General features: G+C 63.2%; 27 protein-coding genes. 15 read left to right on the forward strand and 12 right to left on the reverse strand.

Going from position 1 to position 25,465, the window contains the following annotated elements:
* The 5 genes from AC01FP_RS06115 to AC01FP_RS06135 form a co-directional block, all read left to right on the forward strand.
* Positions 1 to 249: hypothetical protein (locus AC01FP_RS06115; protein WP_474478912.1), on the forward strand; the 249-nt coding region annotated here is incomplete at its 5' end.
* The gene (gene thiD, locus AC01FP_RS06120) at positions 246 to 1,040 is read left to right on the forward strand and encodes a bifunctional hydroxymethylpyrimidine kinase/phosphomethylpyrimidine kinase (protein ID WP_474478913.1); all 795 of its coding nucleotides are present in this window, start codon (positions 246 to 248) and stop codon (positions 1,038 to 1,040) included. The genes AC01FP_RS06115 and thiD, both read left to right, overlap by 4 nt.
* A gap of 56 nt (positions 1,041 to 1,096) precedes the next feature.
* Positions 1,097 to 2,431, forward strand: coding sequence for a 3-phosphoshikimate 1-carboxyvinyltransferase (gene aroA / locus AC01FP_RS06125; protein ID WP_474478914.1), 1,335 nt, complete (start codon positions 1,097 to 1,099; stop codon positions 2,429 to 2,431).
* A 22-nt stretch (positions 2,432 to 2,453) separates the two neighbouring features.
* On the forward strand, positions 2,454 to 3,827 hold the full coding sequence (gene glmU, locus AC01FP_RS06130; RefSeq protein ID WP_474478916.1) for a bifunctional UDP-N-acetylglucosamine diphosphorylase/glucosamine-1-phosphate N-acetyltransferase GlmU: 1,374 nt from the start codon (positions 2,454 to 2,456) through the stop codon (positions 3,825 to 3,827).
* A 25-nt stretch (positions 3,828 to 3,852) separates the two neighbouring features.
* Positions 3,853 to 4,098, forward strand: coding sequence for a chlorophyll a/b-binding protein (locus tag AC01FP_RS06135; RefSeq protein ID WP_474478918.1), 246 nt, complete (start codon positions 3,853 to 3,855; stop codon positions 4,096 to 4,098).
* Positions 4,099 to 4,212: 114 nt separating this feature from the next.
* Here the strand turns inward: AC01FP_RS06135 and AC01FP_RS06140 are convergent, their stop codons facing one another.
* The 6 genes from AC01FP_RS06140 to menD all read right to left on the reverse strand — a co-directional run bounded on the left by AC01FP_RS06140 (position 4,213) and on the right by menD (position 11,116).
* Positions 4,213 to 5,607, reverse strand: coding sequence for a UDP-N-acetylmuramoyl-tripeptide--D-alanyl-D-alanine ligase (locus AC01FP_RS06140; protein WP_474478919.1), 1,395 nt, complete (start codon positions 5,605 to 5,607; stop codon positions 4,213 to 4,215).
* 28 nt (positions 5,608 to 5,635) lie between these two features.
* On the reverse strand, positions 5,636 to 6,271 hold the full coding sequence (locus AC01FP_RS06145) for a hypothetical protein (protein ID WP_474478921.1): 636 nt from the start codon (positions 6,269 to 6,271) through the stop codon (positions 5,636 to 5,638).
* Between the two features lie 106 nt (positions 6,272 to 6,377).
* Positions 6,378 to 7,850: a glycogen synthase GlgA gene (gene glgA, locus AC01FP_RS06150; RefSeq protein WP_474478923.1), complete on the reverse strand. Its 1,473-nt coding sequence runs from the start codon at positions 7,848 to 7,850 to the stop codon at positions 6,378 to 6,380.
* Positions 7,851 to 7,890: 40 nt separating this feature from the next.
* Positions 7,891 to 8,349 (reverse strand): L,D-transpeptidase, encoded by a 459-nt coding sequence (locus tag AC01FP_RS06155; RefSeq protein ID WP_474478924.1) that lies wholly within the window; start codon positions 8,347 to 8,349, stop codon positions 7,891 to 7,893.
* A 101-nt stretch (positions 8,350 to 8,450) separates the two neighbouring features.
* On the reverse strand, positions 8,451 to 9,311 hold the full coding sequence (gene menB / locus AC01FP_RS06160) for a 1,4-dihydroxy-2-naphthoyl-CoA synthase (RefSeq protein WP_474478926.1): 861 nt from the start codon (positions 9,309 to 9,311) through the stop codon (positions 8,451 to 8,453).
* Complete coding sequence (menD, locus tag AC01FP_RS06165) at positions 9,308 to 11,116, reverse strand: 2-succinyl-5-enolpyruvyl-6-hydroxy-3-cyclohexene-1-carboxylic-acid synthase (protein WP_474478928.1); 1,809 nt, start codon at positions 11,114 to 11,116, stop codon at positions 9,308 to 9,310. The genes menB and menD overlap by 4 nt, the downstream gene beginning before the upstream one ends.
* Positions 11,117 to 11,160: 44 nt before the next feature.
* On the opposite strand from menD, the gene lepB reads away from it, so the two are divergent.
* Complete coding sequence (lepB, locus tag AC01FP_RS06170; RefSeq protein ID WP_474478930.1) at positions 11,161 to 11,769, forward strand: signal peptidase I; 609 nt, start codon at positions 11,161 to 11,163, stop codon at positions 11,767 to 11,769.
* A gap of 30 nt (positions 11,770 to 11,799) precedes the next feature.
* Positions 11,800 to 12,159 (forward strand): DUF760 domain-containing protein, encoded by a 360-nt coding sequence (locus tag AC01FP_RS06175; RefSeq protein WP_474478980.1) that lies wholly within the window; start codon positions 11,800 to 11,802, stop codon positions 12,157 to 12,159.
* A 12-nt stretch (positions 12,160 to 12,171) separates the two neighbouring features.
* Here the strand turns inward: AC01FP_RS06175 and AC01FP_RS06180 are convergent, their stop codons facing one another.
* From AC01FP_RS06180 to AC01FP_RS06190, 3 genes are read right to left on the reverse strand one after another with little or no spacing between them, the layout of a single operon-like run.
* Positions 12,172 to 13,380, reverse strand: coding sequence for a DUF4336 domain-containing protein (locus AC01FP_RS06180; protein WP_474478932.1), 1,209 nt, complete (start codon positions 13,378 to 13,380; stop codon positions 12,172 to 12,174).
* A gap of 1 nt (position 13,381) precedes the next feature.
* On the reverse strand, positions 13,382 to 14,215 hold the full coding sequence (zupT, locus tag AC01FP_RS06185; RefSeq protein ID WP_474478933.1) for a zinc transporter ZupT: 834 nt from the start codon (positions 14,213 to 14,215) through the stop codon (positions 13,382 to 13,384).
* Complete coding sequence (locus AC01FP_RS06190) at positions 14,179 to 15,549, reverse strand: YcjF family protein (RefSeq protein WP_474478935.1); 1,371 nt, start codon at positions 15,547 to 15,549, stop codon at positions 14,179 to 14,181. The genes zupT and AC01FP_RS06190 overlap by 37 nt, the downstream gene beginning before the upstream one ends.
* A gap of 150 nt (positions 15,550 to 15,699) precedes the next feature.
* On the opposite strand from AC01FP_RS06190, the gene AC01FP_RS06195 reads away from it, so the two are divergent.
* The 4 genes from AC01FP_RS06195 to trpS are packed head-to-tail and all read left to right on the forward strand — an operon-like array spanning position 15,700 to position 18,728.
* Positions 15,700 to 16,641: a cation diffusion facilitator family transporter gene (locus tag AC01FP_RS06195; protein WP_474478937.1), complete on the forward strand. Its 942-nt coding sequence runs from the start codon at positions 15,700 to 15,702 to the stop codon at positions 16,639 to 16,641.
* Positions 16,634 to 17,161: a hypothetical protein gene (locus AC01FP_RS06200; protein WP_474478940.1), complete on the forward strand. Its 528-nt coding sequence runs from the start codon at positions 16,634 to 16,636 to the stop codon at positions 17,159 to 17,161. Before AC01FP_RS06195 ends, AC01FP_RS06200 begins: the two co-directional genes overlap by 8 nt.
* A 17-nt stretch (positions 17,162 to 17,178) precedes the next feature.
* Positions 17,179 to 17,694, forward strand: coding sequence for a hypothetical protein (locus tag AC01FP_RS06205; RefSeq protein WP_474478942.1), 516 nt, complete (start codon positions 17,179 to 17,181; stop codon positions 17,692 to 17,694).
* Between the two features lie 5 nt (positions 17,695 to 17,699).
* The gene (gene trpS, locus AC01FP_RS06210) at positions 17,700 to 18,728 is read left to right on the forward strand and encodes a tryptophan--tRNA ligase (protein WP_474478945.1); all 1,029 of its coding nucleotides are present in this window, start codon (positions 17,700 to 17,702) and stop codon (positions 18,726 to 18,728) included.
* Positions 18,729 to 18,743: 15 nt separating this feature from the next.
* On the opposite strand, the gene AC01FP_RS06215 is transcribed toward trpS, so the two are convergent.
* The 3 genes from AC01FP_RS06215 to AC01FP_RS06225 are packed head-to-tail and all read right to left on the reverse strand — an operon-like array spanning position 18,744 to position 19,854.
* Positions 18,744 to 19,097: a DUF2752 domain-containing protein gene (locus AC01FP_RS06215; RefSeq protein WP_474478948.1), complete on the reverse strand. Its 354-nt coding sequence runs from the start codon at positions 19,095 to 19,097 to the stop codon at positions 18,744 to 18,746.
* On the reverse strand, positions 19,094 to 19,516 hold the full coding sequence (locus tag AC01FP_RS06220) for a TM2 domain-containing protein (protein ID WP_474478951.1): 423 nt from the start codon (positions 19,514 to 19,516) through the stop codon (positions 19,094 to 19,096). The genes AC01FP_RS06215 and AC01FP_RS06220 overlap by 4 nt, the downstream gene beginning before the upstream one ends.
* Entirely contained in the window at positions 19,516 to 19,854 is a 339-nt protein-coding gene (locus tag AC01FP_RS06225; RefSeq protein ID WP_474478953.1) for a DUF2605 family protein, read from the reverse strand. The genes AC01FP_RS06220 and AC01FP_RS06225 overlap by 1 nt, the downstream gene beginning before the upstream one ends.
* Before the next feature lie 149 nt (positions 19,855 to 20,003).
* Here AC01FP_RS06225 and thrS point away from each other — a divergent pair, with 149 nt between their 5' ends.
* From thrS to AC01FP_RS06245, 4 genes are all read left to right on the forward strand, one after another.
* Positions 20,004 to 21,737, forward strand: a complete 1,734-nt coding sequence (gene thrS / locus AC01FP_RS06230; protein ID WP_474478981.1) for a threonine--tRNA ligase — start codon at positions 20,004 to 20,006, stop codon at positions 21,735 to 21,737.
* Positions 21,734 to 22,726: a glucokinase gene (locus tag AC01FP_RS06235; protein WP_474478955.1), complete on the forward strand. Its 993-nt coding sequence runs from the start codon at positions 21,734 to 21,736 to the stop codon at positions 22,724 to 22,726. Before thrS ends, AC01FP_RS06235 begins: the two co-directional genes overlap by 4 nt.
* A gap of 27 nt (positions 22,727 to 22,753) precedes the next feature.
* Positions 22,754 to 23,713 carry a homoserine kinase gene (gene thrB, locus AC01FP_RS06240; RefSeq protein ID WP_474478957.1) on the forward strand — a complete coding sequence of 320 codons (960 nt, stop codon included), beginning with the start codon at positions 22,754 to 22,756 and terminating at the stop codon, positions 23,711 to 23,713.
* 111 nt (positions 23,714 to 23,824) lie between these two features.
* The gene (locus AC01FP_RS06245; RefSeq protein WP_474478959.1) at positions 23,825 to 25,414 is read left to right on the forward strand and encodes an NAD(P)H-quinone oxidoreductase subunit 4; all 1,590 of its coding nucleotides are present in this window, start codon (positions 23,825 to 23,827) and stop codon (positions 25,412 to 25,414) included.
* Positions 25,415 to 25,465 lie beyond the last annotated feature (51 nt).

Genomic DNA, 25,465 nt, shown 5'->3' on the forward strand with positions numbered 1-25,465 from the left:
GGCATGCAATTAACTATTCAAATTATAAGCTATTGTCGCCTCAACGCAAGGGCTGATCGTATTTTTCGAGGTGCCCTAAATTTTAAATTAAAATGGAGCATTGATAGGGCCAGTCGTGAAAACGAATCTCCACACTACATCTTTAACCCCGATGAAGAACACGAGCCATTAACGATGCATGCCAAAGCAATGGATAATTCGATACTTTCTGAGATCATCAGCTTGATTGAACTGCCTCTGTGCCGATGACTGCCGCCATCGCCCTGACAATCGGCGGGAGTGATTCCAGCGGCGGCGCCGGCATCCAGGCCGACCTCAAAACCTTCACGGCCATGCAGGTGTATGGCTGCTCGGCCATCAGCTGCGTCACCGCCCAAAACACCACAGGTGTCAGCCGCGTGGACGCTCTGCCGCCAGAGGCCCTGAGCGCCCAGATCACCGCGGTGCTCACAGACCTACCGGTAGCGGCCCTTAAAACCGGCATGTTGCTCAATGCCAGCCTGATCGAGGCCACCGCTGCCGCCCTGGCGCCGCTGGCGATCCCGAAATTGATCGATCCGGTGATGGTGTCGCGGGCAGGGTCAGTGCTGCTAGAGCCCAGCGCCATTGCTGCCTATCGGCTGCTGCTGCCCCAGGCCGAGCTCCTCACCCCCAACCTGCATGAAGCCCAGCTACTCAGCGGCGTAACGATTGAGGCGGCTAGCGATCTGGAGCTTGCGGTTGAGCAAGCGGCGCAGAGGCTGCTGGAGCTGGGGTCAGCAGCGGTGCTGGTAAAAGGCGGCGGCCGGCCAGAGCTGCGCGGCCGCGACTACCTCCTGCAGCGGCATGCCCCAGGGCAGTGGCTCAGCCACGCGCCGATTAGCACCATCCATACCCACGGCAGCGGCTGCACACTGGGGGCAGCGATCACTGCCCAGCGGGCCCTAGGACGATCCCTTCAGGAGGCCGTTAACGAGGCCAAGCGCTACGTGGAAGGCGGCTTGCGCTCCGCCCTAGCCATTGGCGCTGGTCAAGGCCCGCTCTGCCACTGGCATGCCTAAGGATCGGTCGAGTAGCGGCGGGATCCATAGGATCGGCCCACCGCCTTCAGAGCTTCGTGGCCCATTCCGCCGCCAATCCTGCCCCACTCCGCCTGACTGGTGGCGGCACCCTGGCGGGAACCGTGCAGGTGCCCGGGGATAAATCAATCTCCCACCGGGCCCTTTTGTTTGGGGCTATCGCCGAGGGAGAAACCCGCATCGAGGGCTTGCTACCAGCGGAGGACCCGCTTAGTACGGCGGCCTGCCTGCGGGCCATGGGCGTGGAAGTATCGCCGATTCAGGCTGGCCAGCCAGTGACCGTGCAAGGCGCCGGCCTTGATGGCTTCCAGGAACCTGGCGATGTGCTCGATTGCGGCAACTCGGGCACCACCATGCGGCTGATGCTGGGTCTGCTGGCAGGCCGGGTGGGCCGTCACTTCGTGCTCACAGGCGATGGCTCCCTACGGGGCAGGCCGATGCGGCGGGTCGGAGCCCCGCTGGCCCAAATGGGTGCCCAGATCCACGGCCGCGGGGACGGCAACTTCGCACCCTTAGCGGTGATGGGCCAGCCGCTGCGCGGCACAACCATTCACACCCCGGTGGCCTCAGCCCAGGTGAAGAGCGCCATCCTGCTTGCCGCCCTCACCGCTGACGGGCCCACCACCGTGATCGAGCTTGCCCAGAGCCGCGACCACAGCGAGCGAATGCTGCGGGCCTTCGGCGCCGAGTTGTCGGTGGGTGGTGCGGGCAACACGGTGGTAACCCTGACCCCCGGCCAAAGGCTCAAAGGTCAAGTCGTAGTAGTGCCAGGTGATATCAGCTCCGCCGCCTTCTGGCTGGTGGCCGGTGCCATCACCCCAGGCGCTGAGATCACGGTGCAGAACGTGGGGCTCAACCCCAGCCGCACCGGCATCCTTGAAGTGCTGGAGCAGATGGGCGCGCAAATCAGCGTGCTCAACCGCCGGGATGTGGCCGGAGAGCCGGTGGGCGACCTGCGGGTTTGCCACGGCCCGCTGCAAGCCTTTGAAATCGGCGGCGACCTGATCCCCCGGCTCGTTGATGAAATCCCAGTGCTAGCCGTAGCCGCCTGCTGCGCCAACGGCATCAGCCGCATTCATGACGCCGAGGAGCTGCGGGTTAAGGAAACAGATCGCCTGGCGGTAATGGCACGGCAGCTCGGGGCGATGGGCGGCCGCATCGAGGAATTCGCAGACGGCATGACTATCAGCGGCTGCACTCAGCTGCACGGCGCAGAGGTTGACAGTGAGACCGACCACCGGGTGGCCATGAGCCTGGCGGTAGCGGCCGGCATCGCCCAGGGCGACACCCTGTTGCACCGGCCGGAAGCGGCAGCCGTCTCCTATCCGGGCTTCTGGGACGACCTAGCCCGCCTTAAGCAGCAGGCAAACTGATAGGTAGTCCACGCAGAAGCCCATGCTCGCCGTCGCCGTATTGGCCGCAGGGAAGGGCACCCGCATGAAGAGCGCCCTGCCCAAGGTGCTCCAGCCCCTAGCCGGTGCCACCTTGGTGGAGCGGGTACTGGCCAGCTGCCAGCAGCTTCAGCCAGAGCGGCGCCTGCTGATCGTTGGCCACCAGGCGGAGCGGGTGGAGCAGCAGCTGCAGGGCCTAAGCGGCCTGGAATTCGTGCTGCAGCAGCCCCAGAACGGCACTGGTCACGCCGTGCAGCAGCTGCTCGAACCGCTAAATGACTTCAGGGGGGATCTGCTGGTCCTCAATGGCGACGTGCCGTTGCTACGCCCCGAAACCCTTGCGGCCCTGCTGGAGCAACACCGCAGCAGTGGCGCTGCCGTGACCCTGCTGACAGCCAGGCTGGCCGATCCCAGTGGCTACGGGCGAGTGTTTGCCGATGCCAACGGTTCCGTTAGCGCAATCGTGGAGCATCGCGACTGCAACGACCAGCAGCGTCTCAATGACCTCACCAACGCTGGGATCTACTGCTTCAACTGGGCCAAGTTGGCCGAGGTGCTGCCCAAGCTCACCACCGACAACGACCAAGGCGAGCTCTACCTCACCGACACGGTGGCTCTGCTCCGGCCGGCCATGCACCGAGAGGTGGCCGATGCCGACGAAATCGCCGGTATCAACGACCGGCTTCAGCTCAGCCAATGCGAGGCGGCACTGCAGGAACGCCTAAAGCGCCACTGGATGGCTGAGGGTGTCAGCTTTGTCGATCCAGCTAGCTGCACCCTCAGCGAGGACTGCCGCTTTGGCCAGGATGTTGTGGTTGAACCCCAATGCCACTTCCGCGGCAGAAGCTCCATCGGCGATGGCTGCCGCATCGGGCCCGGCTGCTTGATCGAAGACAGCAGTTTGGCTGCAGGTGTGACGGTGCTCTATTCAGTGCTGCGCCAGGTCCAGGTGGCTGAGCACTGCGCTATTGGCCCCTTCGCCCAGCTACGCCCAGGCTCCACTTTAGCGGAGAACTGTCACGTCGGCAATTTTGTGGAAGTGAAAAACAGCAGTCTTGCCGCTGGTGTGAAAGTAAACCATCTCAGCTATATCGGCGACGCAGATCTAGGTGCTGGCGTTAACGTGGGTGCAGGCACAATCACCGCCAACTACGACGGCGTGCGCAAGCACCGCACCGTGGTCGGGGCAGGCAGCAAAACCGGGGCAAATTCTGTGCTGGTGGCACCACTGACCCTGGGCGAAAACGTCACCGTTGCAGCCGGCTCGACGATCACCAAGGACGTGCCGGCCGGGTCGCTCGCCTTGGGCCGTGCTCGCCAGCTCGTCAAGGAAAACTGGTCCAGCCAGTTAAACCAGCCAAACCCTCCAGCCCCATAGGCTGCGCCAATCTTCCCCAACTTTTATGAATCGCGACAAGCGTCCTGCAGCTTCACCAGATAAGGAGGGCTTTCTCTACGAGCCGGTGGAACGGTTTGGCGAGAGCATGACCAGCCCCAAACCCTGGAACAAGGCTGCCCTGGCCGGGGTGGAATTATTAAACGGAAGGATGGCCATGCTTGGCTTTGCCGCAGCAATCGCCGGCGAGCTTCTCACCGGCAAAGGCATGGTGGGGCAGCTGGCGGCCATGTTGCATTGGTATTTGGGCTGAAAGCAGAAAGGCCCCGAGTGAACCACCACCCAGGACCTTCGCCCGAAGGCACAACATCGTGAAATGCTGCTCCGCAGCCATCATGGCCGATCGGGCAGAGCCCGGCATGGCCGATTAGAGAAGCGGGATCAAGCGCTCCAGAGCAACACCCCGACTGGCCTTGAGCAGGAGCACATCTCCAGGCTGCAGCCATGCCTGCAACGGCTCTGCCGCAGCCTCCGGGCAATCAACCTGCCTTAAACGCGATAGGCCAGTGGCCGCCGCAACCATGGCCGCCCCTTCCTCGCCCTGGTCCACGATCACAAGCCCATCAAGGTCTAGGTGCCTGGCCCGCTCGGCCACGCTGCGGTGCAGAGCGAGGCTCTGCTCGCCCAGCTCGAGCATCGTGCCGAGCACCGCGAAGCGGCGGCCAGGCTGCTGGGCCAGCAGCTCCAAGGCGGCAAGCACCGCCTCCGGTGAGGCGTTGTAGGTCTCGTCAAGTATCAGCACGCCATTTTGCTGCAAACGGCGGCTGCGTCCTCCGGGCAGATCCACCTGCAGGGGCCGCCAACGCTTTGGCTCAAGGCCGAGCTCACGAGCTACCGCCATGGCAAGCAGCAGGTTGCGGGCGTGATGCACTCCCTCTAGCGGCACGGGCAGGGCCACTCCGGCCAACTCCAAAATCCCCCCTTGGCAATCAAAGCTGCCCAGCAGATCTGCGGCCGCTTCATGGCCTTCTCCCTGCAGGGCAACCCGCACTACCCGGCCAGACCACACCCTGGCCAGAGCCCGGTCCAGCAGAGGATCACCAGCCGGGATCACCACCAAGCCATCGGTCCCCAAACCAGCCACGATTTCGCACTTAGCCGTGGCGATTGCCTCGCGACTGCCAAGCCGGCCGATGTGGGCTGTGCCGATGTTGGTGATCACTGCCACATCGGGGCTGGCGCAGCGACTCAGTCGTTCGATCTCACCGAGGCCCCGCATGCCCATTTCCACAACCACGGCCGCCTGATCAGGGCCTGCGCCAAGCAAGGTCAGGGGAACACCTACGTCGTTGTTTTCGTTGCCGCTGGAGGCCCAGATCGGCCCAAGCGGAGCCAGGGCACTGCGGATAAGTTCCCGCGTGGTGGTCTTACCGGCGGAACCGGTCACCGCCACCACTGGCGCCGCCAGCTGCAGGCGCCAGAGACGCGCCAGATCCTGGTAAGCCTGCAGGGTGTCCGGCACTAGCCAGAGGGGAACGTGAGCTGCGGCGGCAGCAGCCAACACACTGGCCTGGGAGGCTGGCGCAAGGTGTCCCGCCTGGGCTAGCAGGGCGGCGGCCCCTGCTTCGAGGGCAGCGGCAAGGAAGCCATGGCCATCGAATCGCTCGCCAATCAGCGGCAGAAAAAGGTCGCCACCGCGCAGTTGGCGGCTATCGGTACAAATGGCCTGGGGTGCAAGCGTGAGCTCCGCCTGATCCATCGCCAGTGGGCCGGTGGCGGCTGGACCCCAAAGCTCCTGTAACTGGGCTAAATGCAGACTCATCGTCGGCAGTCGGGGGCGATGCCGAGGATCATGCCTGAGGAATTGGCTCCGCCTCCAACAGCACCATGCCGCTGCCCACCCGGGCGGCCTGGGCCAGCAGATTGCCGCCAGGGGCTACCAGGCGCAGCCGCTCGTAACCCAACTCGCGGCTGCGCTGCAACCAGAGATCGGCCTGCAGCTGGCGGCGCTGCAATGGCAAGCCTGCCCAGGGACTGACCAGCTCCAGATCGAGCAGCCCCTGCTCTGGGTGGGGGCGAGCAGAAGCAATGCAGCCATCGGGGTCGTCGTTTGAGAGCAGGGCCAGCAGGGGGTCGAGCTCAAGGATCGCGACTGGAGCAGGCTCTGCAAGCTCAGGAGGCTCAGGAGAGCTTGGAGCTAGGCCAACAGAGCGAGGGGCATCTTGTTCAACATCATGTTCAACAACTGGTTGAACGGCTGAACTATCCGCCATATCAAAAGTGGTGGGGTTGGGAGCAGAAGTTCTTATCAGCAGCGTCAGCAAACACGCCAACACAGCCAAGCCCAGGGCAAGCAGCACCGGCCAAAAAAAGGCCGCGAGCTTTTGGGGCCAGAAGCCAGGCACCGATAAATCCCCCTCGCGGTTGCGGCGCACCAGCTCCCGCAGCTTGAGCACCGTGCTGGCCAAGGCGGCACGCAGGGCCACTGCAAGGCGGCCCCAAGGTTCTACGTAAGGGGCCGGATAGGGAGCTGGTGGCTCCGAACGGCCCGACCTGTCGCGGGCGGAAGTAGGTGGCGTCACCAAAAGGGGTTCAACGGCGCTTCAGCAGGGAAGCCAGGCCCCGCCGGCTGGGGTCCGCATCCTGGCCCTGGGAGAAACGCTCAACGGCGGCAGCCTCAGGCGTTGGCTCCTTGACCCCGCAAACGTCGCGGTACATGGCGTCGTATTCGAGCGCCGAGCGAGCCCAGCTGAAGTCCACGCCCATGCCCCGGCGCTGGAGCTCCTGCCAACTGGCCTGATTGCGGTAAGCCTCCCAGGAGCGCACGATCGCCGTGTAGAAATCGATTGGCTCGTAGCGATCGAAGCCATAGCCATTGCCGCTGCCCGCCAGGGGGTCGTTGGGGGGCACGGTGTCCACCAGACCGCCCACCATCCGCACCACCGGAATCGAGCCGTAGCGCATTGCCAGCATCTGGCTGATACCGCAGGGCTCAAAGCGACTCGGCATCAAGAAGGCGTCGCTACCGGCATAGATCAACCTCGACAGGGCATCGTCGTAGGTGAGGAAAACGGCGAAGCGGCCGGGATGGCGCGCTGCCATCTGCCATAGGCCCGACTCATAGGTGCGATCCCCCGTGCCCAGAACAACAACCTGGCTGTCGGTGTAGGCCAACACCCGATCAGCGACCTGCAGCAGCAGGTCGACACCTTTTTGATCGACTAGTCGGCTCACCATTCCCATTAGGTAGGAGCGGGGATTCACAGCCAAGCCAAAGCGCTCCTGCAGGGCCTGCTTATTAAGGGCACGGGGGGCTAAATCCGCAGCCGAAAACTGGGCTGGCAGGCTGGCATCAGTGGCTGGATTCCAGTCTTCGGTATCAATGCCGTTGAGGATGCCGCGCAACTTGCCACTGATGAAATTCAGCAAGCCATCGAGATGCTCGCCGTATTGGGGCGTGCGGATCTCCATCGCATAGGTGGGGGACACCGCATTGACCCGATCTGCATACAGCAAGGCTGCCGCCATCGTGTGGTCCCCCTGCATATACCAGGGACACCAGGTGATGCGATCAAGTTTCCAGCGCCAAGGGCCTTGATACTTGAGATTGTGGATTGTGAATACGGTGCTGATCTCCGGGTCTTGATGCATCCACACCGGCAACATGCCGGTGTGCCAGTCGTGGCAGTGCAGCACCTGGGGTTTCCAGTGGTGCCAGCAAAATTCCGCAGTGGCACTGGCAAAGAAGGTGAAGCGCCAATCCTCGTCTTCGCCGCCGTAGATGCGCTCCGGATCAAACACCGGATGGCCCACTAAATAGAGAAGCAGGCCGTTAGTGGGATGACGGGCCTCAAAGACAGCGAAGTCATTGCCCATCGTGTGGCCGCGCCAGATGGGCTCGGCCGAAACCTTCAACTTCGACCACAACTTGCCGTACCCCGGCAGGATGATGCGCACGTCGTGGCCTAAGGCGGCTAGGGCAGGGGGCAAGGAGCCCACCACATCACCCATGCCCCCGACCTTGATCATCGGCGCGCATTCGGCCGCCGCAAACAAGACCCGCATCCCAGAGTTACCGGAGGTGGGCGCAACTCTACGGGCGTCGCTAGGGCAGCACCGTCACGGGCGTGCCCATCTCCACCAGATCGAACAGTTCCCGCACATGCTCATCCAGTAGGCGCACGCAGCCGTGGGAAACGGCCTGGCCCACGCTGTGCCGCTGGGGTGTGCCGTGGAAGCCAGCACTGACGCAACCCTTCACCACAAGGTGCTCGCTGCCGTTGAAGCCGGCGCGGCCCTTGCAGTCGCGGTGGAAGCCGATCCAGCGGCTGCCCAGGGGGTTGGCGGGTCCAGGCGGGACGCGTTGGCCGGTGGCTGGGTGCTCCCAGGTGGGATCTACCGCCAGCTCGATGACCGAAAACTGACCCACCGGGGTCTCCCAGCCAGGCCGGCCGACACCCACCGGAAAGCGTTTGCGCTCCTGGTTGCCCTCTAGGACCAACAACTGACGCTGGCGTCGATCTAGTACGAGCCGACGCTGCTGAGCTGGCTCTCCAGCTGCCACGGCAAGGAAAGGCACAAATAAAGTAACTCCCACAAGCAGGAGCGGAAGCAATCGCAGCAGCCCCAAACAACCCACTGCCCTGAGATGAAATCCGCTTGTTTTCAAGGTAGCCAGGGAGCATCGGAGAAATCGGGAGGACGCTTCTCAAGGAAGGCATTGCGCCCTTCCTGGCCCTCCGCTGTTCGATAAAAGAGATGGGTGGCCTGGCCGGCCAGTTCCTGAATGCCAGCTAAGCCGTCGGTTTCAGCGTTGAAGGCTGCCTTGAGGCAGCGGATCGCCGTGGGGCTGTGCTGCAGCACCTCGCGCGCCCAGCTGATCCCCTCCGCCTCCAACTGATCCAAGGGCACAACCCCATTCACCAAGCCCATGGCCAAAGCCTGGTCGGCCCCGTATTGACGGCAGAGAAACCAAATCTCCCGTGCCTTGCGCTGGCCCACCACCCGCGCCAGGTAGCCGGCGCCAAAGCCGCCATCAAAACTGCCCACCCGCGGTCCCGTCTGGCCAAATATGGCGTTCTCAGCAGCCAGACTCAGATCGCACAGCAGGTGCAGCACCTGGCCACCACCGATCGCATATCCCGCAACCAAAGCAATCACCACCTTTGGCAGGCTGCGGATCAGGCGCTGCAGATCGAGCACATTGAGCCGGGGCAAGCCCGACTCGTCGAGATAGCCCCCATCGCCGCGCACGCTTTGATCGCCGCCAGCGCAAAAGGCCCAGCCACCATCAGCCGCTGGGCCGGCGCCGGTAAACAACACCACCCCGACCCGAGGGTTGTCGCGGACTCGGGAAAAGGCGTCGCAAAGCTCCTGCACGGTGCGGGGCCGGAAGGCGTTGCGCTTGTGGGGTCGATTGATCGTGATGCGGGCGATCCCCTCCTCGCATAGGTCAAAAAGGATGTCCTCGTAGGTGCCGGCTTGCTGCCACTGCACCGCTGCCGGGGTCTGGGAGGAAGGGCTCAAGGCTGCATCAGGGCTTGGGCAGCCATTCTGCGCAAGGTCTGGCGCTTGAGTGCATCGGCGCGGCGATCGCTCACCAGCTCAAGCAGCGCCAGCGGCTGCTGCAGCGCCCAGTCCAGCTGGGCTGGCAAGCCAGCAAGCTGCTCCACCCTGCGCCCCGGCACGCCATGGGCGGCAGCCAAAGCCAAGTGATCAAGCTGCTGGGGCATGGCAAACAGCCTCTCGAAATCCAGGGCCTGCTCAGGCGTTGTGCGAATCGGCAGCTGCTCAAAGATGCCGCCACCGCCGTTGTTGATCAGGATCACGATGAGACGCCCCTTTAGTTGGCGCTGCCAAAGCCAGCCATGGCTGTCATGGAGTAGGGCCAGATCACCCGTGAGCAGCACCGCCTGGCCATGGGCCTCAGCGACCCCGCAGGCGATCGAGAGGGTGCCATCGATGCCGGAGGCCCCTCTGAACCCATAAACCGGTCGCCAGGGGGCGGCGGGATTGGCGAAGCTCTCCCAATCGCGCACGGGGCTGCTGTTGGCAAGCACCAGCGGCAAGCCGGCAGGCAGCAGGAGCCCCAGCTGGCGCGCCAAACAAAGCTCGTTAACTCCATTTCCAGCCCCCTCACTGTTGGCTAGCTGCTGATCTAGCCAGAGCTGTAGGTGCTGCTCCCGCTGGCGCCAGCGGGCTCCAAACTGCAGGGCCTCGCCACTGGGGCCGCCGGCCCAAAAAGCTGGCGGCAAGCTCGCACTCCAGCCGGCCAGTCCGGCGGCGCTCTGCTGGCATCCGCTGCCGTGCCATCCGCCGCCAAGCGGATCAAGATATCTCGGCTCGCCCTCACTGACAAGCCACTGGAGAGCCTCCTGGTCGGCCAGCCAGCGCTGCAAGCGGCGGCTGGCGGGCAAGGGGCCAAGGCGCAGCACCTGGGTTGAACGCAGCTTGGGTTCAGGAGCCTCGAGCAGTAGGTCGTAGCTGCTGATCAAATCCAGTTCAGCCAACCCCCGCAGCCCGCTGAGGCCATCGGCCAGCACGGGCCAGCCCGTGCGCCGCTGCCAGCGCAGCAGAGACTCCACATAACCAGGCCAGTGCTGGGGCAGGCCGCGCCAGGGACCAGCCACAACCACCCCTGGCTGGTCTGGATCGGGAGCGGGACTAAAGGGCGGTGCCTGGGTCCCTGATCCAAGGGTCCTCAGGCCGAGCTCGCCCCATGGAGGGGAAGTTGTCTCAAGGGAAGCGTGGGCCGTTGCCTCAAGCAGCGCCGGTCCGCCTGCATGCAGGGGTTCGGCAAAGGGAAGGTTGAGGTGCACTGGTCCCGGGGCCAGGTCAGGGAGCCGGGTGCCGGACCATGCCTGGCGAGCCAGTGCGGCGATGGCAGCGTCTGTCATGGCAGCCAGTCCAGTGCCATCGCCCTGGCCAAACCAGCGCACACTGGCGGCCAGAAAGCTTTCCTGGTTCACGGTCTGGTTGGCCCCACAGCCCTTGAGCCGGCTGGGGCGATCAGCGCTAATCAGCAATAGGGGGATGGCGCCATAGTCCGCTTCCACCGCGGCGGGCAGCAGGTTTGCCACAGCGGTGCCCGAGGTGGTGACAACCGCAACTGCTTTGCCAGTGGCCCTGGCCAATCCCAGGGCAAAAAAGGCGGCAGAGCGCTCGTCAATGGCGGTGTAGAGCGCCAGCCCGCGCGGCTCAAGCACGCCCAGGGCCAGGGCCAGGGCACCGGAGCGACTGCCCGGACACAACACAGCCTCGCTGAGCCCCTGCTCCATCAGGGCCTTCAGCAGCAGCAGCGCCGCCTCGAGATTGCGACGGGCCAACTCCACGCCAGGGCGGTTCAGGATGGATTGATCCAGTCTCCCCTGCACCCTTGTCGTCCTCGCCCCGCAGCAGCACTCCCAGCCTGGTCGAAAGCCTGCGCCGCCAGGTGCTGCCAGTGCTGGTTTGGGTGTTGCTGGCCCTGCTGCTGCGCTGGGCGGTGCTGGAGCCCCGCTGGATTCCCTCGGGATCGATGCTCCCGGCCCTGCAACTGCAGGATCGGGTGCTGGTGGAGAAGCTGCGCGCCCGGCTGCATCGCCCCATACCGATCGGCACCGTGGTGGTTTTCCATCCCCCCGCAGCCCTGCTAGCAGCTGGCTACGACCCCAAGGCGGCCCTGATCAAGCGGGTGGTGGCACAAGCGGGCGATGCAGTGGAGGTGCGTGATGGCGTGCTGTGGCGCAACGGCAGCAAGGCGGCAATTGATTGGTCAGCCGAACCGATGGACTACCAGCTGGAACCCCTCACGGTGCCCCCAGACCATCTGCTGGTTTTAGGTGACAACCGCAATGCCAGCCTGGATTCCCACCTCTGGGGGCCCCTACCTCAAAGGGCCCTGATCGGCACAGCGGTGCTTCGTTACTGGCCCCTCAATCGGTTCGGTTGGTTACGGATCTCCGCCATGGGCCACCCCCCTGGTACGCCGAATGAGCTGGGGTAAGGTGCAATTAGGATGCAGAGCACGCCGGCGATGTTCAACCCGGAGTTCCTGACCACCGATAACGAAGCAATCAGCGGTAACTCGTTGATTCAGTACCTGCAGGAGCAGTCTCCTGATGTGCTGCAAAGGGTTGCTCGCTCAGCCAGTGGTGACATCCAGGACATCATTCGCCACAACGTCCAAGGCCTGTTGGGGATGCTCCCCGGCGAGCAGTTCGAGGTCAAGATTCAGACCAACCGCGACAACCTGGCTGGCCTGCTTGCCTCAGCCATGATGACTGGCTATTTCTTGCGCCAGATGGAGCAGCGCATGGAATTAGATGCAAGCCTGTTGGGCTGCGGTGATCTGGACAGCGAATTCGATGCCGACCCTGGCGAGCTCAGGCTCTGAACTAGTTCAAACTCAGAAATCCCTAGGTGCAAGCTCCGCGGGCTGCTTCGGCACGACTCCATAGCGCAGGAGGGTTTTGTCAATACCGCTGAGGTATGCCCAGCTGCCGCTGTCAGGTGCCCAATCTCGCCCTTCCAGGCAGTCTGCAAGCCCCCTTAATTGCTGGGGGCTGCAGGCCACCGGAGCTTGGTAATGGGCCGGCACCAGCCAGCGGATTTCGGCTTGGCTAGCCAAATTGCGGATCCAGGTCACCAGGGCGGCCCGGCAGCGGGGAAACACCAGCCGCTCCAGGACAGGCGCCACCAGCAGTGCAGCCTCAGGGCCGGGCACCAGCCGCCGAAATTCATCTTGCCAGCCCTCCTGCCAGCGGAAGGGATAGAGGCCGAAATAGGCCCGCGGCGAGCGCACCCCCTTTGCCAGCAGATCAGTAAGCAGCTCCCTGATCCCAGGCAGCTGCAATTGATCTGGGCGGAGGTAGGAGGCAAAGAGTACAAGCCGCTGCCAGCCCCGCCTGCGGCAATCAGGAGTGTCCAGCAGGGGCGCATCACCGCGATCCCGGGCATGGAAAAGCAGCGGCGTCGGATCGGCATCAAATAGCTCAGGCGGCTGCTCACTGATGGCCACCAGGGCATCGGTGAGCAGCAGGCATCCACTGGCGCGGTGCAGGCAGGCCGCCTCCATGAAGGTGCCCAGGCCCAGGTCTAGGGGCCCGAGCGGCAGCCAGTGCAGCTCATCGGCATGGGGAAGGCCCTGCTCAAACAACACCCGGGTGCGCTGGGCCGGGAAACCCAACCAGGCCAGCGGCAGCGGTAAGGGGAAGCTCCACTGCCTTGGTGTTACCCACACCTGGGCGGCAGGGAAAGCCCTTGCCATCGCCGGCACCGGCAGCTTGTGCTCGAGGCCAGAGCTGGTGGGCAGCACGATCGTGCAAACGGACCCGTAGCGGTGTTCCAGCTCAGCAAGCGCTGCCCGCACCTCTCCAGTGGGGGGCACGGGGGCATAGAGCAAAAGACCAGCCCGCAAACGCACCACCGTCATCCGGATCGGCACTGCCACGTAAAACACGCCCTGGAGCTGCTCGAAACTCCAGACCTGGCCAGGGATTAATTCGCGCACCAAGGTGCGGCGGCGGCCGTAGGGGTAGAGCGGCAACAGGGGCCACCAGGGCCAGCTCTGATCTGCGCCTGGCGCAGCTAGATCTCGGCTGGGGAGCTGGTTCACCTCAGGCCAGTAGCACCAAGCTGACACTCATCACCAGCATTCCTGCCGTGAGGCCAGCAATCATGACGTGGTGATGGGCCCCTGTGCGCTGGGCGGCAGGCAGCAATTCATCGAAGCAGATGTAAACCATCAATCCGGCGACGCTGGCAAAAACTAATCCCATCACCGTGTCGCTGAGAAATGTTTTTAAAAAGACGTAGCCCACCACTGCACCGATGGGCTCAGCAAGCCCTGAGGCGAAAGACACCCAAAAAGCAGTGCGGCGGCTCCCAGTGGCGTAATACACCGGAGCTGAAATCGCCAAGCCCTCGGGAATGTTGTGGATGGCGATCGCAATGGCGATGCTGATGCCAAGCCTGGGACTTGAGAGGGCACCAACAAAGGTGGCTAAACCCTCTGGAAAATTGTGGATGGCAATCGCTAGAGCCGAAAACAGGCCTGTGCGCAGCAAGTTCTGCGACTGGGCCCCTGGCAAATTGGCCTCAGGAAGGGTCAGATCATGGCTGGGTAAGGCATTGTCGATCAAGGCAATCAACACCATGCCGGCAAAAAACGCCAGAACGGTGACCGCATAGCCGGTGCTGGCTCCAAGCCCGATGGCCAGCGATTCCCTGGCCTTGGGAAATATCTCCACAAAGGAGACAAAAATCATCACGCCAGCCGAAAAGCTCAACGACAAACTGAGCAACTTGGGGCTGAATCGCCTCGACACCAGGCCAAGCAAGCTACCGAGCCCGGTGCAAAGGCCGGCTGCCAGGGTGAGCAGAAAAGCAAACAACACCCGCTGATCAAGGTCAATCAAGGGGTTGGCTCCGCTGCCATCAGATCTGAGCAATTCATGCTGGCAGGGGGCAGGTTGCGAAGCCATTGCCGGCCCTGCTCGAGAAAGGCAGGCCAGTCGAGCTTTTCAGCCGCCGCTGCCTGGGCCACCAACAGGGGTGCCTGGCGTTTGATCTCGGCGAGATCCGGCTCGCTCACCCCCGCCGATAGGGCCAACATGTCAGCCATGGACCGGGCCACAACCCGGGTGAGATAGGCGGCGCTGAGGGCCTGCAACGCCCCCCCCACCAGCCAGGTGGCGCCATGCAACTTGACCAGGCCAGTCAGAAGCTGGCTGCTCCACTCCACTACCCCCTGGGCGAGGGCTGCCTTGGCCAGTTCGCTAGCGGCGGCCTGCAGTTGCTCGAAAGTCCAAGGGCAATCCCAGAGGCGAGCCATCTCGCGCAGCATTAAGCCATTAGCCACCGCAAGCACCAGCAGATCGAGGCTTGGCAGGGGCGCCGCCACCACCCCGGCCGCCACCAGCCATTGGGTGCGCAGCTGCAGCGGCAGAAAGTGCTGCCGCCGCAGCTGCTCGAGATCGCGCTGCCACTGGCCGTGCAATTGCTCAAGACGACGCAGCTGGCGGCCGCGGCGCAGCTCCGCTCCGCCACTGGCGAGATGCCGGGCTAGGGGCGAAATGCTGGCTGTAAGGGTCGTGGGTAGGCCATCCCAAAAAAGCAGACGGCTGGAAAGCTCCTGCCCAAGCTGGGAGCGCAATTCAGCGCTCAGAGCTTGGCGAGATTGGTCATCACTGGGGCAATCCACCAGCAGCCAGGCTGGCTGGGCGGCGGGCAGGGCCTCGAGCCAGCGCAGATCAGCAGCGGACAGAGGTGTGCGCAGATGGTGGATTAGCAGGTCGCAGGCAGCAAATACCTCAGGCCAAGACCAATTGGCACTCCAGGCCGGCAAGGGATGGGCCCAGTGAAGCTGAAGTGTCTCGGGACCACGCAGGGCCCCGATCAGATCTGGTTGCAGAGTCAGAGCCGGAGGGCAGGTACCCACCAGGGCCAACTGCAAGCCCTGCCGCTCCAGCTCCTGGCGCAGGGCTGCCAGTTGGTCCTTACGCAACCGGCTATCAAGCTCAGCCTGGGCTGGAGCTGGCTCCCCTACCAACCGTAAAAACTGGGACTCAAGCTGTTCCAGGCGACCCAGCCAGCCGGGCACATCCGTGGGGGCTGGCCCCCGGGGTTGGTGGCGGCGCAGCAGCAAAGCAGCCAGCCCCAGGACAGCCAGGGTTAGGCCAGAGGCGATAGGTAGGTGGCTCAGCCGCAGCAACCCATCGAGGGCAAACCAGCCCATAACCCCGGTGCCGATAGCCGGAAGCCAAGGTTTGAGGGTCGTGGGCATGGCCTGGCGGACCATGGCTAACCCGGCGAGCTGGGGGAGAGTCACCGGCGGCGTCAACGGCGCTGAACTAGCTGAAGCATCTCTAGCTCAGCTTGAGACGCTGCGCAGGCGGCAAATGCCAATAGCTTGGGCGCGAGTCGGGGGTTTGCCTTGCCAGCTCCAGGAGTAAGCGAAAACCTTTTGGATGCCCGCCAGGACACCCGCGAACAGGTGAAGCGAGTGCTGCTGGTGGCCCTGGCCGTCAACATCAGCATGACGCTGTTGAAATTGCTGCTGGGGCTATTGACTGGCTCACTTGCCGTGCTGGCGGATGCCATGCACAGTGCCACTGACGGATTTTCGAGCTTGTTGGGATTGGTGACCAATGGACTTTCTGATCCCGAACCAGACCGGGACCATCCCTACGGGCACCACAAGTACGAAGCGGTTGGGGCCCTGGCTATTGCAGCCTTCATCCTGTTCACTGCCTTTGAGATTCTGCAGGCCGCCCTCGGGAGGCTGAGCACTGGACTACAGCCCTTGCGAATGGATAGCCGGGAGCTACTAGTACTACTGCTCGTGCTCGGCATCAACATTCTTTTGGCTAGCTACGAGCGGGCCGAGGGGCGCAGGCTTGGCAGTCCCCTGCTTAAGGCCGATGCGGCCCACACCAGTAGCGACATCTGGACAACAGCGGTGGTGCTGGTGGGCCTGGCCGGAGCGGTGTGGCTCAACCTCAGTTGGCTCGATGTCGCCCTAGCGATTCCGCTGTGCTTGCTGCTGGTGCGGGTGTGCTGGTCGGTGCTGCGCACCAACTTGCCCCAGTTGGTTGATCAGATCGCCATTGCCCCGGAGGCCATTCACCAGGTGGCTATGGAGGTGCCTGGGGTACTCAACTGCCACGACATCGCCAGCCGCGGGGTGCTCGGCCAGCAGGTGTTTATCGACATGCACATGGTGGTGGACGCCAATGACCTGCCAACGGCACACCGGATCACCGAATTGGTGGAAGAGCACCTAGAGGCCCGGTTTGGTCGGGTGCGCTGCACGATCCACCTCGAACCCAGGGAATACGCCAGCTCAGCGATCACCTTTAAGGGCACCCATGGCTGACCTGCTGCCGCAATTGACACCTCCGCAATTGACCCTGCGGCAGCAGGCCCAGCTCCAGGAATGGGGAGGAGAACTTCAGGCTGCACAGGACTGGGTTGGCAGCCTGCCAGTGGCCCTGTTGGAGCGCTGCTGGCTGCGGCTGCGCCGGGTTCCCTTGGAGCAGTTAGCTCTGGTGCTACCACCCGATGTCAGCTCTGAGGCACCGGAATTGGTGCGCTACCGGGCCTGGATCGCCGCCGGACAGCCGGCCTGGTCCGCCCAGCTGCGCTGCTGGCAGGAATTTGGCCAACCGGCCTGCCAAGAGGCCCTACGCCACTTCTGGGGCCACCAGGAGCGGGGCAACCACGGCTGGACCCTGGCTGCCTATCTGGAACTGCTGGACACCTATCGAAACCAGTTTCAACCAGGGGCCGTGCGGGCCCTGCCTCTGATCGTGCTGGCTCGCAGCGGCCAGCGGGAGCACCACCGGCTGCATTGGCTCACACCCCTGGGCCAGCCGATGCGGCACACTTGCAATTGACTGCATAGGTTGAGGCGATGGCCGAAGAAACCACCCCCTCCCAAGCCCGCGATGATCAAGGTGGACGTCCAAGTGGCGGCCGCCCGCCAGGAAACCGCGAACCCGGCGGGTTTCGTATCCGGCTCAGCGACAACGAAATGCGCGCGGCCAGAGCCATTCAAGAGGGCTTCGCGCTGCGCTCCACGGTGGCTGCCCTGGGCTTCGCCATTCGCACGGTGGCCCAGCTGCTCGAAGATGGAAAACTCGACGAACTGGTCGCTCAACAAAGGGCCCAGGCCGGTCCCCGCGGCGATTCCCCCCGCAGCGATTCCCCACGCTCCGAGCGCCGGCCAGGGGGTGGCGAGGGCCGGGTGATCCGCCAGGAGCGGGCACCTCGCATCGATCCGTTCGCTCGCCCCAGCAAGCCTCCTGCTCCCGTGGCAGAGCCCATCGAGCCCAACTCTGGAGAGGCTGCCCCCGAAGAGCTGGCTGCCGAAGAGCTGGCCCCAGAGAGGGCTGAGAGCACCGAAAACCCTGAGAGCACCGAGAGCTGAGTCCCATGGCACGGCCGAGGGTCCTGTCCGGGGTCCAGCCCACTGGGGCTCTGCACCTCGGCAACTGGCTTGGCGCAATCCGCAACTGGGTTGATCTCCAGAGCAGCCACGACACTTTTTTTTGTGTGGTCGATCTTCATGCGATCACAGTTCCCCATCAGCCAGCCCAGCTCGCCGAGGACACGCTCTCAACAGCTGCTCTGTATCTCGCCTGCGGCATAGATCCCGATCGCTCAACCGTTTTCGTGCAGAGCCATGTGAGCGCCCACTGCGAGCTGGCATGGCTGCTCAACTGCGTCACCCCGCTCAATTGGCTGGAGCGGATGATCCAGTTCAAGGAAAAGGCAATCAAACAGGGAGACCAGGTTTCTGTGGGCCTGTTGGACTATCCGGTGCTGATGGCTGCCGACATCCTCCTCTACGACGCTGATCTAGTGCCAGTGGGGGAGGATCAAAAGCAGCACCTTGAACTCGCCCGCGACATTGCCCAGCAGCGCATCAACGCCCGTTTTGGCAAGCGCAATCCAGACGGTGAGTTGATTCCAGTGCTCAAGGTGCCCGAACCCTTGATCCTGCGGGAAGGGGCCCGGGTGATGAGCCTTACCGATGGCAGCTCAAAGATGAGCAAAAGCGATCCAAATGAGGGATCTCGGATCAGCTTGCTGGATCCGCCGGAATTGGTAGTCAAAAAAATCAAACGGGCCAAAACCGACCCCACCATGGGGCTGGAATTCGGCAATCCGGAGCGCCCGGAAGCAGACAACCTTTTGGGGCTCTACGCCCTGCTGGCCGGCAAAAGCCGGCAGCAGGCAGCCGACCAGTGCGGCGGCATGGGCTGGGGCACGTTTAAGCCCTTGCTGGCAGATGCTGCCCTAGAGGCATTGAGGCCAGTTCAGCAGCGTTATCAGGAGTGGCGTCAGCAGCCAGGAGCGGTGGCGGAGGTGCTGCGTAATGGCCAACACAAAGCTGCAGCCGTGGCCGATGAGACCCTCAAAAGGGTGCGGGAAACACTGGGTTTCCTGCCGCCCGCCTAGGACTTTCTAGGCAGCTCAGGCTGGCAAAGGCTGGCCCTGGCTCCAGCCCCAGAGCCGCAGCAGCCAGTAGCCCAACGCCAGCACCGCAGCGGCACAGGCCAACTGCAGCAACCGCCTTGGCGCCAGGTGGCCGCCGAAAACAGTCCAAAGCCCCAGGACCAGAGCTAGCCCCACCAGCACCGGGCCAAAAGCGTGCCACTCCAGGGCCTGGGCTAGGTCACCGCGCAGGGTTGCCAGCACGGAGCGCGTTAGGTAGCAGGCGGGGCAGGGAATCCCCGTGAGCTGACGCAGGGGGCAACTCCAAACCCCCATGGGCAGGGCCACTCCAGCCGCCAGGCCCAGCAACAGCAAAGAACGGCGCTGTCTCAAGGCTCCTTGTAAATCACCCGACCCCGATCGTCATTGCCGACATCCAACAGTTCAGCGTGGAGCAACCGTTGGATCTCATCACGCACCTGGCGACTCTCCACCCCAGCCGGCAACTCCATCTCGACGAGGGCGTCATTAAGGGTGAAGCCCAGCTCGCCGCGCCGCCTAGCCAAATGAACTAGCTGCCGCTCAACCGAGAGGGTCGAGCCCTGCAGCCCCAAAGGCCGGTTCGCCTGGTCAACTAGTTCGGGCATCAACCAGAGATCAACCAATTGGCCCACGAAGCAGAGGCCAAAAGTGAGCAACCAGAGAGTGCCGCTGAGGGGTTTGCGGTTGTAGAAGCGATGCACGCCACAGACTCCCACCAGGCCCAGGGCCCAGAGCACGTAGCCGAAAGCCAGGTTGCGGCGCTCGCCCATCACGGCAGGGTCACCCCATGCTGGCGTAATGCTGCTGAGAGGTTCCAGACTGACAACACCAGTTGATGCCAGGGAGCCAGGGTTTCCATCTCCAGGGCCATTGGTATGGGAGCTGCCTGGCGCAAGCTTGTGGCAGCGCAGAGTTCCTTGCGGGCCTGCACCAGGTGATCGCGCAGGATCAGCTGCTGGTCGTGGGGCATCACCGCTTCTGGGCAGTGATCTAGCAGCAGCAGGCCCCGCTCAAACCAGGAACTGAAGTCGTCGAGCAGGGACCCGAGCAGCTGATCAAGCAGGACGCCTGGGGATTGGGGCTCGGGTGTTGGAGAAGAAAAACCCATGGCTCCAGCTTAAGAGCGCTGCGTAGGATCGCTCTTCGCCCTAATTAGACGCGCGATCAGTGCCCGTGAACCCAAGTAGCTCCGAGCCAGCACCGATCGCCCTGCCCAAAACCAGCGAAAGCAACCAGCTACTGCGCATCCGTCACTCGATGAGCCACGTGCTGGCCATGGCTGTGCAGAAGCTCTTCCCCCAGGCCCAAGTCACCATCGGGCCTTGGACCGAGAGCGGTTTTTATTACGACTTCGACAACCCCGATCCTTTCACCGAGGCCGATCTCAAGGCCATCAAGAAGGAGATGGGCAAGATCATTGGCCGGCGTCTGCCGCTTGAGCGGATCGAAGTAAGCCGCACTGAAGCCGAGGCCAGGATCAAGGCCCAAAACGAGCCATACAAGCTGGAGATCCTGGCGGGGATCAGCGAGCCGATCAGTCTCTACACCTTGGGCGAGGAGTGGTGGGACCTCTGCGCTGGGCCCCACGTAGCCAACACCAGCGAACTCAACCCCAAGGCTTTCGAGCTCGAGAGCGTCGCCGGCGCCTATTGGCGTGGCGATGAAACCAAAGCCCAGCTGCAGCGCATCTACGGCACCGCCTGGGAAACCCCCGAGCAGCTGGCGGAACACAAGCGGCGCAAGGAAGAGGCAAAACGCCGCGACCACAGGCGTTTGGGCACCGATCTGAATCTGTTCTCGATCGAGGATGAGGCCGGAGCAGGGCTCGTGTTCTGGCATCCCCGCGGGGCTCGGATGCGCCTGTTAATCGAAGATTTTTGGCGTCAGGCCCATTTCGCTGCTGGATACGAACTGCTGTACACGCCACACGTGGCGGATATCAGCCTATGGAAAACCTCGGGTCACCTCGACTTCTATGCCGAGAGCATGTTTGGCCCCATGCAAGTCGATGAGCGGCAATACCAGCTCAAGCCGATGAACTGCCCCTTTCATGTGCTCACTTACGCAAGCACCCTGCGCAGTTACCGGGAGCTGCCAATTCGCTGGGCCGAGTTGGGCACCGTTTATCGCTACGAGCGCCCGGGTGTGATGCACGGCCTAATGCGGGTGCGCGGCTTCACCCAGGACGACGCACACGTGTTTTGCCTACCAGAGCAGATCAGCGATGAAATCCTGCGCATCCTTGATCTCACAGAGGAGATCCTTTCCACCTTCGATTTCAAGACCTACGAAATAAATCTCTCCACCAGGCCGGAGAAATCGATCGGCGCAGATGCCGTGTGGGAACTAGCAATCCAAGGCCTGATCGAGGCCCTCGATCGCAAGGGCTGGGCATACAAGATCGATGAAGGCGGCGGCGCCTTCTACGGCCCCAAGATCGACCTAAAAATCGAAGATGCCATCGGGCGAATGTGGCAATGCTCCACCATCCAGCTCGATTTCAACCTGCCAGAACGTTTCGAACTGGAGTATGTGGCCGCTGATGGCTCAAGAAGGCGCCCGATCATGATTCACCGGGCCATCTTCGGTTCGCTGGAGCGGTTTTTCGGGATCATGACCGAGAACTACGCCGGCGATTTCCCCTTCTGGCTGGCACCCGAGCAGATCCGGCTGCTGCCCGTTACCGATGAGGTGATGCCCTACGCCGAGCAGCTACTGGAGCAGCTCAAGACCGCTGGCATCCGCGCCACCCTGGACCACTCCGGCGAGCGCCTCGGCAAGCTGATTCGCAACGGCGAGCAGATGAAAATCCCCCTGCTGGCAGTAATCGGCGCCAAGGAGGCTGAAACAGGTGCGGTGAGCCTGCGCAGTAGACGCGAAGGCGACCTCGGCAACCTGGGCGTGGCCGACCTGCTGGCTGCAGCAGTTGCGGCAAATGCCAAGCGGGCCGCCGGCCTGGGCCTGCCGGCGATCCCCACACCCGGCCAGTGACCACCCTTCTAGCTGGCGACATCGGCGGCACCAAGACCCTTCTCGCCCTCTATCAGCTGCAGCCCGGGGGTGAATTGGAGCTGCTGCGCAGTGAGCGCTACCTATCCGCCGACTGGGACGACCTGGCCCCGATGCTGGCCACCTTTCTGGGTGCTGGCCAGCCCCCTCCAGCGGCCGCCTGCCTGGCGGTGGCAGGACCGGTGGAGGCGGGCCAGGCCCAGCTAACCAACCTGCACTGGCAGCTTGATGGCTGCCAGCTGGCTGCAGCCACAGGTATTGGGCGGTTTGAGCTGGTCAATGATTTCGCCGTATTGATCTACGGGCTGCCCCATCTCACCTCACAGCAACAGGCGCCAATCCGCCCGGGGGTAGCGAGGCCAGAGGCGCCCCTGCTGGTGCTAGGTGCGGGAACGGGTCTGGGGGTGGCCTACGGGGTACCAACCCCGACTGGGCTGGTGGCGGTGGCTAGCGAGGCCGCCCACGGCGAATTCGCCCCCCGCAGCCAGCAAGAATGGCAACTCAAACAGTGGCTCGCCCGCGAGCGTGGCCTGGAGCGAGTCTCGATCGAGCGGGTGGTGAGTGGCACGGGCCTGGGCGAAGTGGCGCGCTGGCTGCTTCACATCCACCACCCCGGCGGAGACCATCCCCTCTTGCCCCATGCGGAGGGGTCGGAACTGCCAGCTGCCGTGGCAGCCTGTGCCGCCCAAGGGGAAAGCTTGGCCAGCGAGGCCCTGGAGATCTGGATCGGCTGCTACGGCAGTGTGTGTGGCGATCTGGCCCTGGCGGGTCTGAGCCGGGGAGGGGTGTGGTTGGCCGGCGGCACCGCTGGCAAATTGCTGGAAAGCCTGCGTTCGCCCACCTTTAACCGGGCATTTCTAAACAAGGGTCGCTTAGAGCCGTTGCTGGCAAGCATGCCGATCACGGCCGTGGTCGATCCGGCCATTGGCCAATTCAGCGCGGCCTGCCGGGCGCGCATGCTGCTGGCCTGAGACACTGGGCGTAGCAGAAGTTGTCCCATGGTGCGCCCCCGGGTCGGACAAGGGGTTGAGGTTCACGTTCCCGCTACCACCGCCAACGTTGGTCCTGGTTTTGACTGTCTGGGGGCTGCCCTGGATCTCGACAACGTCTTCCAGATGCGCTGCATCGAGGGCGGCAGCGAGCGCTTTGATCTGATCATTGAAGGTAGCGAAGGAGCCCACCTGCGAGGAGGGCCCGACAACCTGGTGTATCGCTCGGCCCAACGGGTGTGGAAAGAAGCCTGCGAGGAGCCGGTGGCCCTTGAGGCAAGAGTGCGGTTAGCGGTGCCTCCGGCCCGGGGCCTGGGTAGCAGCGCCACGGCGATCGTGGCGGGCCTGATCGGCGCCAATGCGCTGGTCGGCGAGCCCCTCAGCCGCGAGAAGTTGCTGGAGCTGGCAATCGACATTGAAGGCCATCCCGACAACGTGGTGCCTTCTTTGGTGGGCGGCCTGTGCATGACCGCCAAGGCCGCTTCGCATCGCTGGCGGGTGGTGCGCTGTGAGTGGTCGCCCCTGGTACAGGCAGTGGTGGCAATCCCCGCAATCCGGCTCACCACCAGCGAAGCAAGGCGGGCCCTGCCCAAATCAATTCCGGTTGGCGATGCAGTGATCAACCTTGGCTCCCTCACCCTTCTGCTGCAGGGCCTGCGCACCGGCAACGGCGACTTGATCACCGATGGCATGCATGACCGCCTGCATGAGCCCTACCGCTGGGGCCTGATCCCTGGCGGCAAGGCCGTGAGGGAGGCGGCCCTGGCCGCGGGGGCCTGGGGTTGCGTCATAAGTGGCGCCGGTCCAAGTTTGCTTGCCCTTTGCCCCAAGCCGGTGGCACTCAATGTCAGCTCAGCGATGGTGCGGGCCTGGCACCAGGCTGGGGTGGAGTCCCGCTCTGAAGTGCTGGCCATTCAGCAGCTGGGCAGCCGTTGGGAAGCCCTGCCCGACCAGAGACCCGCCACCTAGTAAGTAGTTGTACTCAGTCTCGTTACCGGAACTGATAGGTTGGTCTCCGATTTGATCTGTGCCTGACCTTGGCACTGTTCAGCGAATCTCTAGATCTACATTCGGGCCGTGATGGACGTCAACATGCCCCTGCTGGCTGCGTCCAGCCTGGCTTCTACACCAGCGGGTTCGGCCTTCCCCTGGCTGAGCTTGATAGTGCTGCTGCCAGCAGCAGTTGCATTGGTTATGCCGCTGCTGCCTGGCGATGGCAGCGACCCCAAGTGGCCCCGCACCTTGGCCCTGGTCACCCTGGCTGTCGACCTTGCTCTGATGCTGGTTTGCTTCAGCAGGTACTACGACGGATCCAGCAGTGATCTGCAACTGGTCGAAAGGGTCAGTTGGGTGCCGGCCATGGGACTTGAGTGGTCCCTTGCCGCTGACGGACTATCAACTCCCCTGGTTCTGCTCTCAGGCCTGGTGACCTTGCTTTCGGTGGCGGCTAGCTGGAATATCAAGAGCAAAACCAGGCTTTATTTCGCCTTGATGCTTGTTCAGGCCTCCGCCCAGGGCCTGGTTTTTCTCTCCCAAGACTTTCTGCTTTTCTTCCTTGCCTGGGAGCTTGAGCTGGTTCCGGTATATCTATTAATTGCAATCTGGGGTGGAAAGCAACGTCAATATGCGGCCACCAAGTTTATTTTATATACCGCCACTGCTTCCCTGCTGATCTTGCTGAGCGGTCTGGCTCTTGCCTTCTCTGGTGACAGCTTCAGTTTCAACCTCTCCGAGCTGGCCAGCCGCTCCCCCGGTGGCACCTTCGGACTGCTCTGTTATTTGGGCTTCCTAGTGGGCTTTGGCGTGAAATTGCCGATGTTCCCTCTCCACACCTGGTTGCCCGATGCTCACGGTGAAGCCAATGCGCCAGTGTCGATGTTGCTGGCGGGCGTGCTGCTTAAGATGGGTGGCTACGCCCTGCTGCGCTTCAACGTGCAGATGCTTCCTGAGGTGCATCTGAGGCTGGCACCAGCCCTAATTGTGCTGGGCGTAGTCAATATCGTCTATGGCGCCCTGAATGCCTTTGCCCAGGACAACGTCAAACGCCGCATTGCCTGCAGCTCCGTGAGCCACATGGGCTTTGTGCTGCTCGGTATTGGTGCAGTAGATGCCCTCGGCATCAGCGGCGCCATGCTGCAGATGATCAGCCATGGCCTTATCGCTGCTGCCATGTTCTTCGTTACCGGAGTGTTTTACGAGCGCACCGGAACCCTTTCGATCCCCAACATGGGCGGTCTTGCCAAGGCCCTGCCGATCACCTTTGCCTTTTTCCTGGCTAGCTCGCTGGCTTCCTTGGCGCTGCCAGGCATGAGTGGTTTTGTGAGCGAGATCACCGTCTTTCTCGGCATCACGGCCAACGACGGCTTCACCATCGGCTTCCGGGTGATCGCCATTGTGCTGGCGGCGATCGGTTTGGTGCTCACTCCTATGTATCTGCTGAGCCTCTGCCGCCGGGTGTTTTTCGGCCCGAGGATTCCGGCTCTTGCCGTGGTGGGCGACATGCGTCCCCGGGAGCTTTTTATTGGTCTCACCCTGCTGATACCAACCCTGGCGATTGGCTTTTGGCCCAGGCTGGCAATCGATGTCTATGAGGCCTCAACCAATGCGCTTGCCGAGCAATTGAGTTCCACTGCCCTGGTTGCGATGGGCCGGGTCACCGCCCTGGGCTGAATCACAAAAACTGGGTTGATCGGCTGGAATATTTGCACCAAATACCCCACC

This window comes from Cyanobium sp. NIVA-CYA 375 (assembly GCF_056108345.1).

Coding starts and splice junctions, on each gene's coding strand:
- AC01FP_RS06220 (WP_474478951.1), bottom strand. CDS start 19,516: ATGGGCGAGCGCCGCAACCTGGCTTTCGGCTACGTGCTCTGGGCCCTG.
- AC01FP_RS06175 (WP_474478980.1), top strand. CDS start 11,800: ATGTTCAACCCGGAGTTCCTGACCACCGATAACGAAGCAATCAGCGGT.
- AC01FP_RS06205 (WP_474478942.1), top strand. CDS start 17,179: ATGGCCGAAGAAACCACCCCCTCCCAAGCCCGCGATGATCAAGGTGGA.
- AC01FP_RS06140 (WP_474478919.1), bottom strand. CDS start 5,607: ATGAGTCTGCATTTAGCCCAGTTACAGGAGCTTTGGGGTCCAGCCGCC.
- thiD (WP_474478913.1), top strand. CDS start 246: ATGACTGCCGCCATCGCCCTGACAATCGGCGGGAGTGATTCCAGCGGC.
- AC01FP_RS06190 (WP_474478935.1), bottom strand. CDS start 15,549: ATGCCCACGACCCTCAAACCTTGGCTTCCGGCTATCGGCACCGGGGTT.
- glgA (WP_474478923.1), bottom strand. CDS start 7,850: ATGCGGGTCTTGTTTGCGGCGGCCGAATGCGCGCCGATGATCAAGGTC.
- thrS (WP_474478981.1), top strand. CDS start 20,004: ATGAGCCACGTGCTGGCCATGGCTGTGCAGAAGCTCTTCCCCCAGGCC.
- AC01FP_RS06225 (WP_474478953.1), bottom strand. CDS start 19,854: ATGGGTTTTTCTTCTCCAACACCCGAGCCCCAATCCCCAGGCGTCCTG.
- AC01FP_RS06135 (WP_474478918.1), top strand. CDS start 3,853: ATGAATCGCGACAAGCGTCCTGCAGCTTCACCAGATAAGGAGGGCTTT.
- thrB (WP_474478957.1), top strand. CDS start 22,754: ATGGTGCGCCCCCGGGTCGGACAAGGGGTTGAGGTTCACGTTCCCGCT.
- AC01FP_RS06245 (WP_474478959.1), top strand. CDS start 23,825: ATGGACGTCAACATGCCCCTGCTGGCTGCGTCCAGCCTGGCTTCTACA.
- AC01FP_RS06200 (WP_474478940.1), top strand. CDS start 16,634: ATGGCTGACCTGCTGCCGCAATTGACACCTCCGCAATTGACCCTGCGG.
- glmU (WP_474478916.1), top strand. CDS start 2,454: ATGCTCGCCGTCGCCGTATTGGCCGCAGGGAAGGGCACCCGCATGAAG.
- trpS (WP_474478945.1), top strand. CDS start 17,700: ATGGCACGGCCGAGGGTCCTGTCCGGGGTCCAGCCCACTGGGGCTCTG.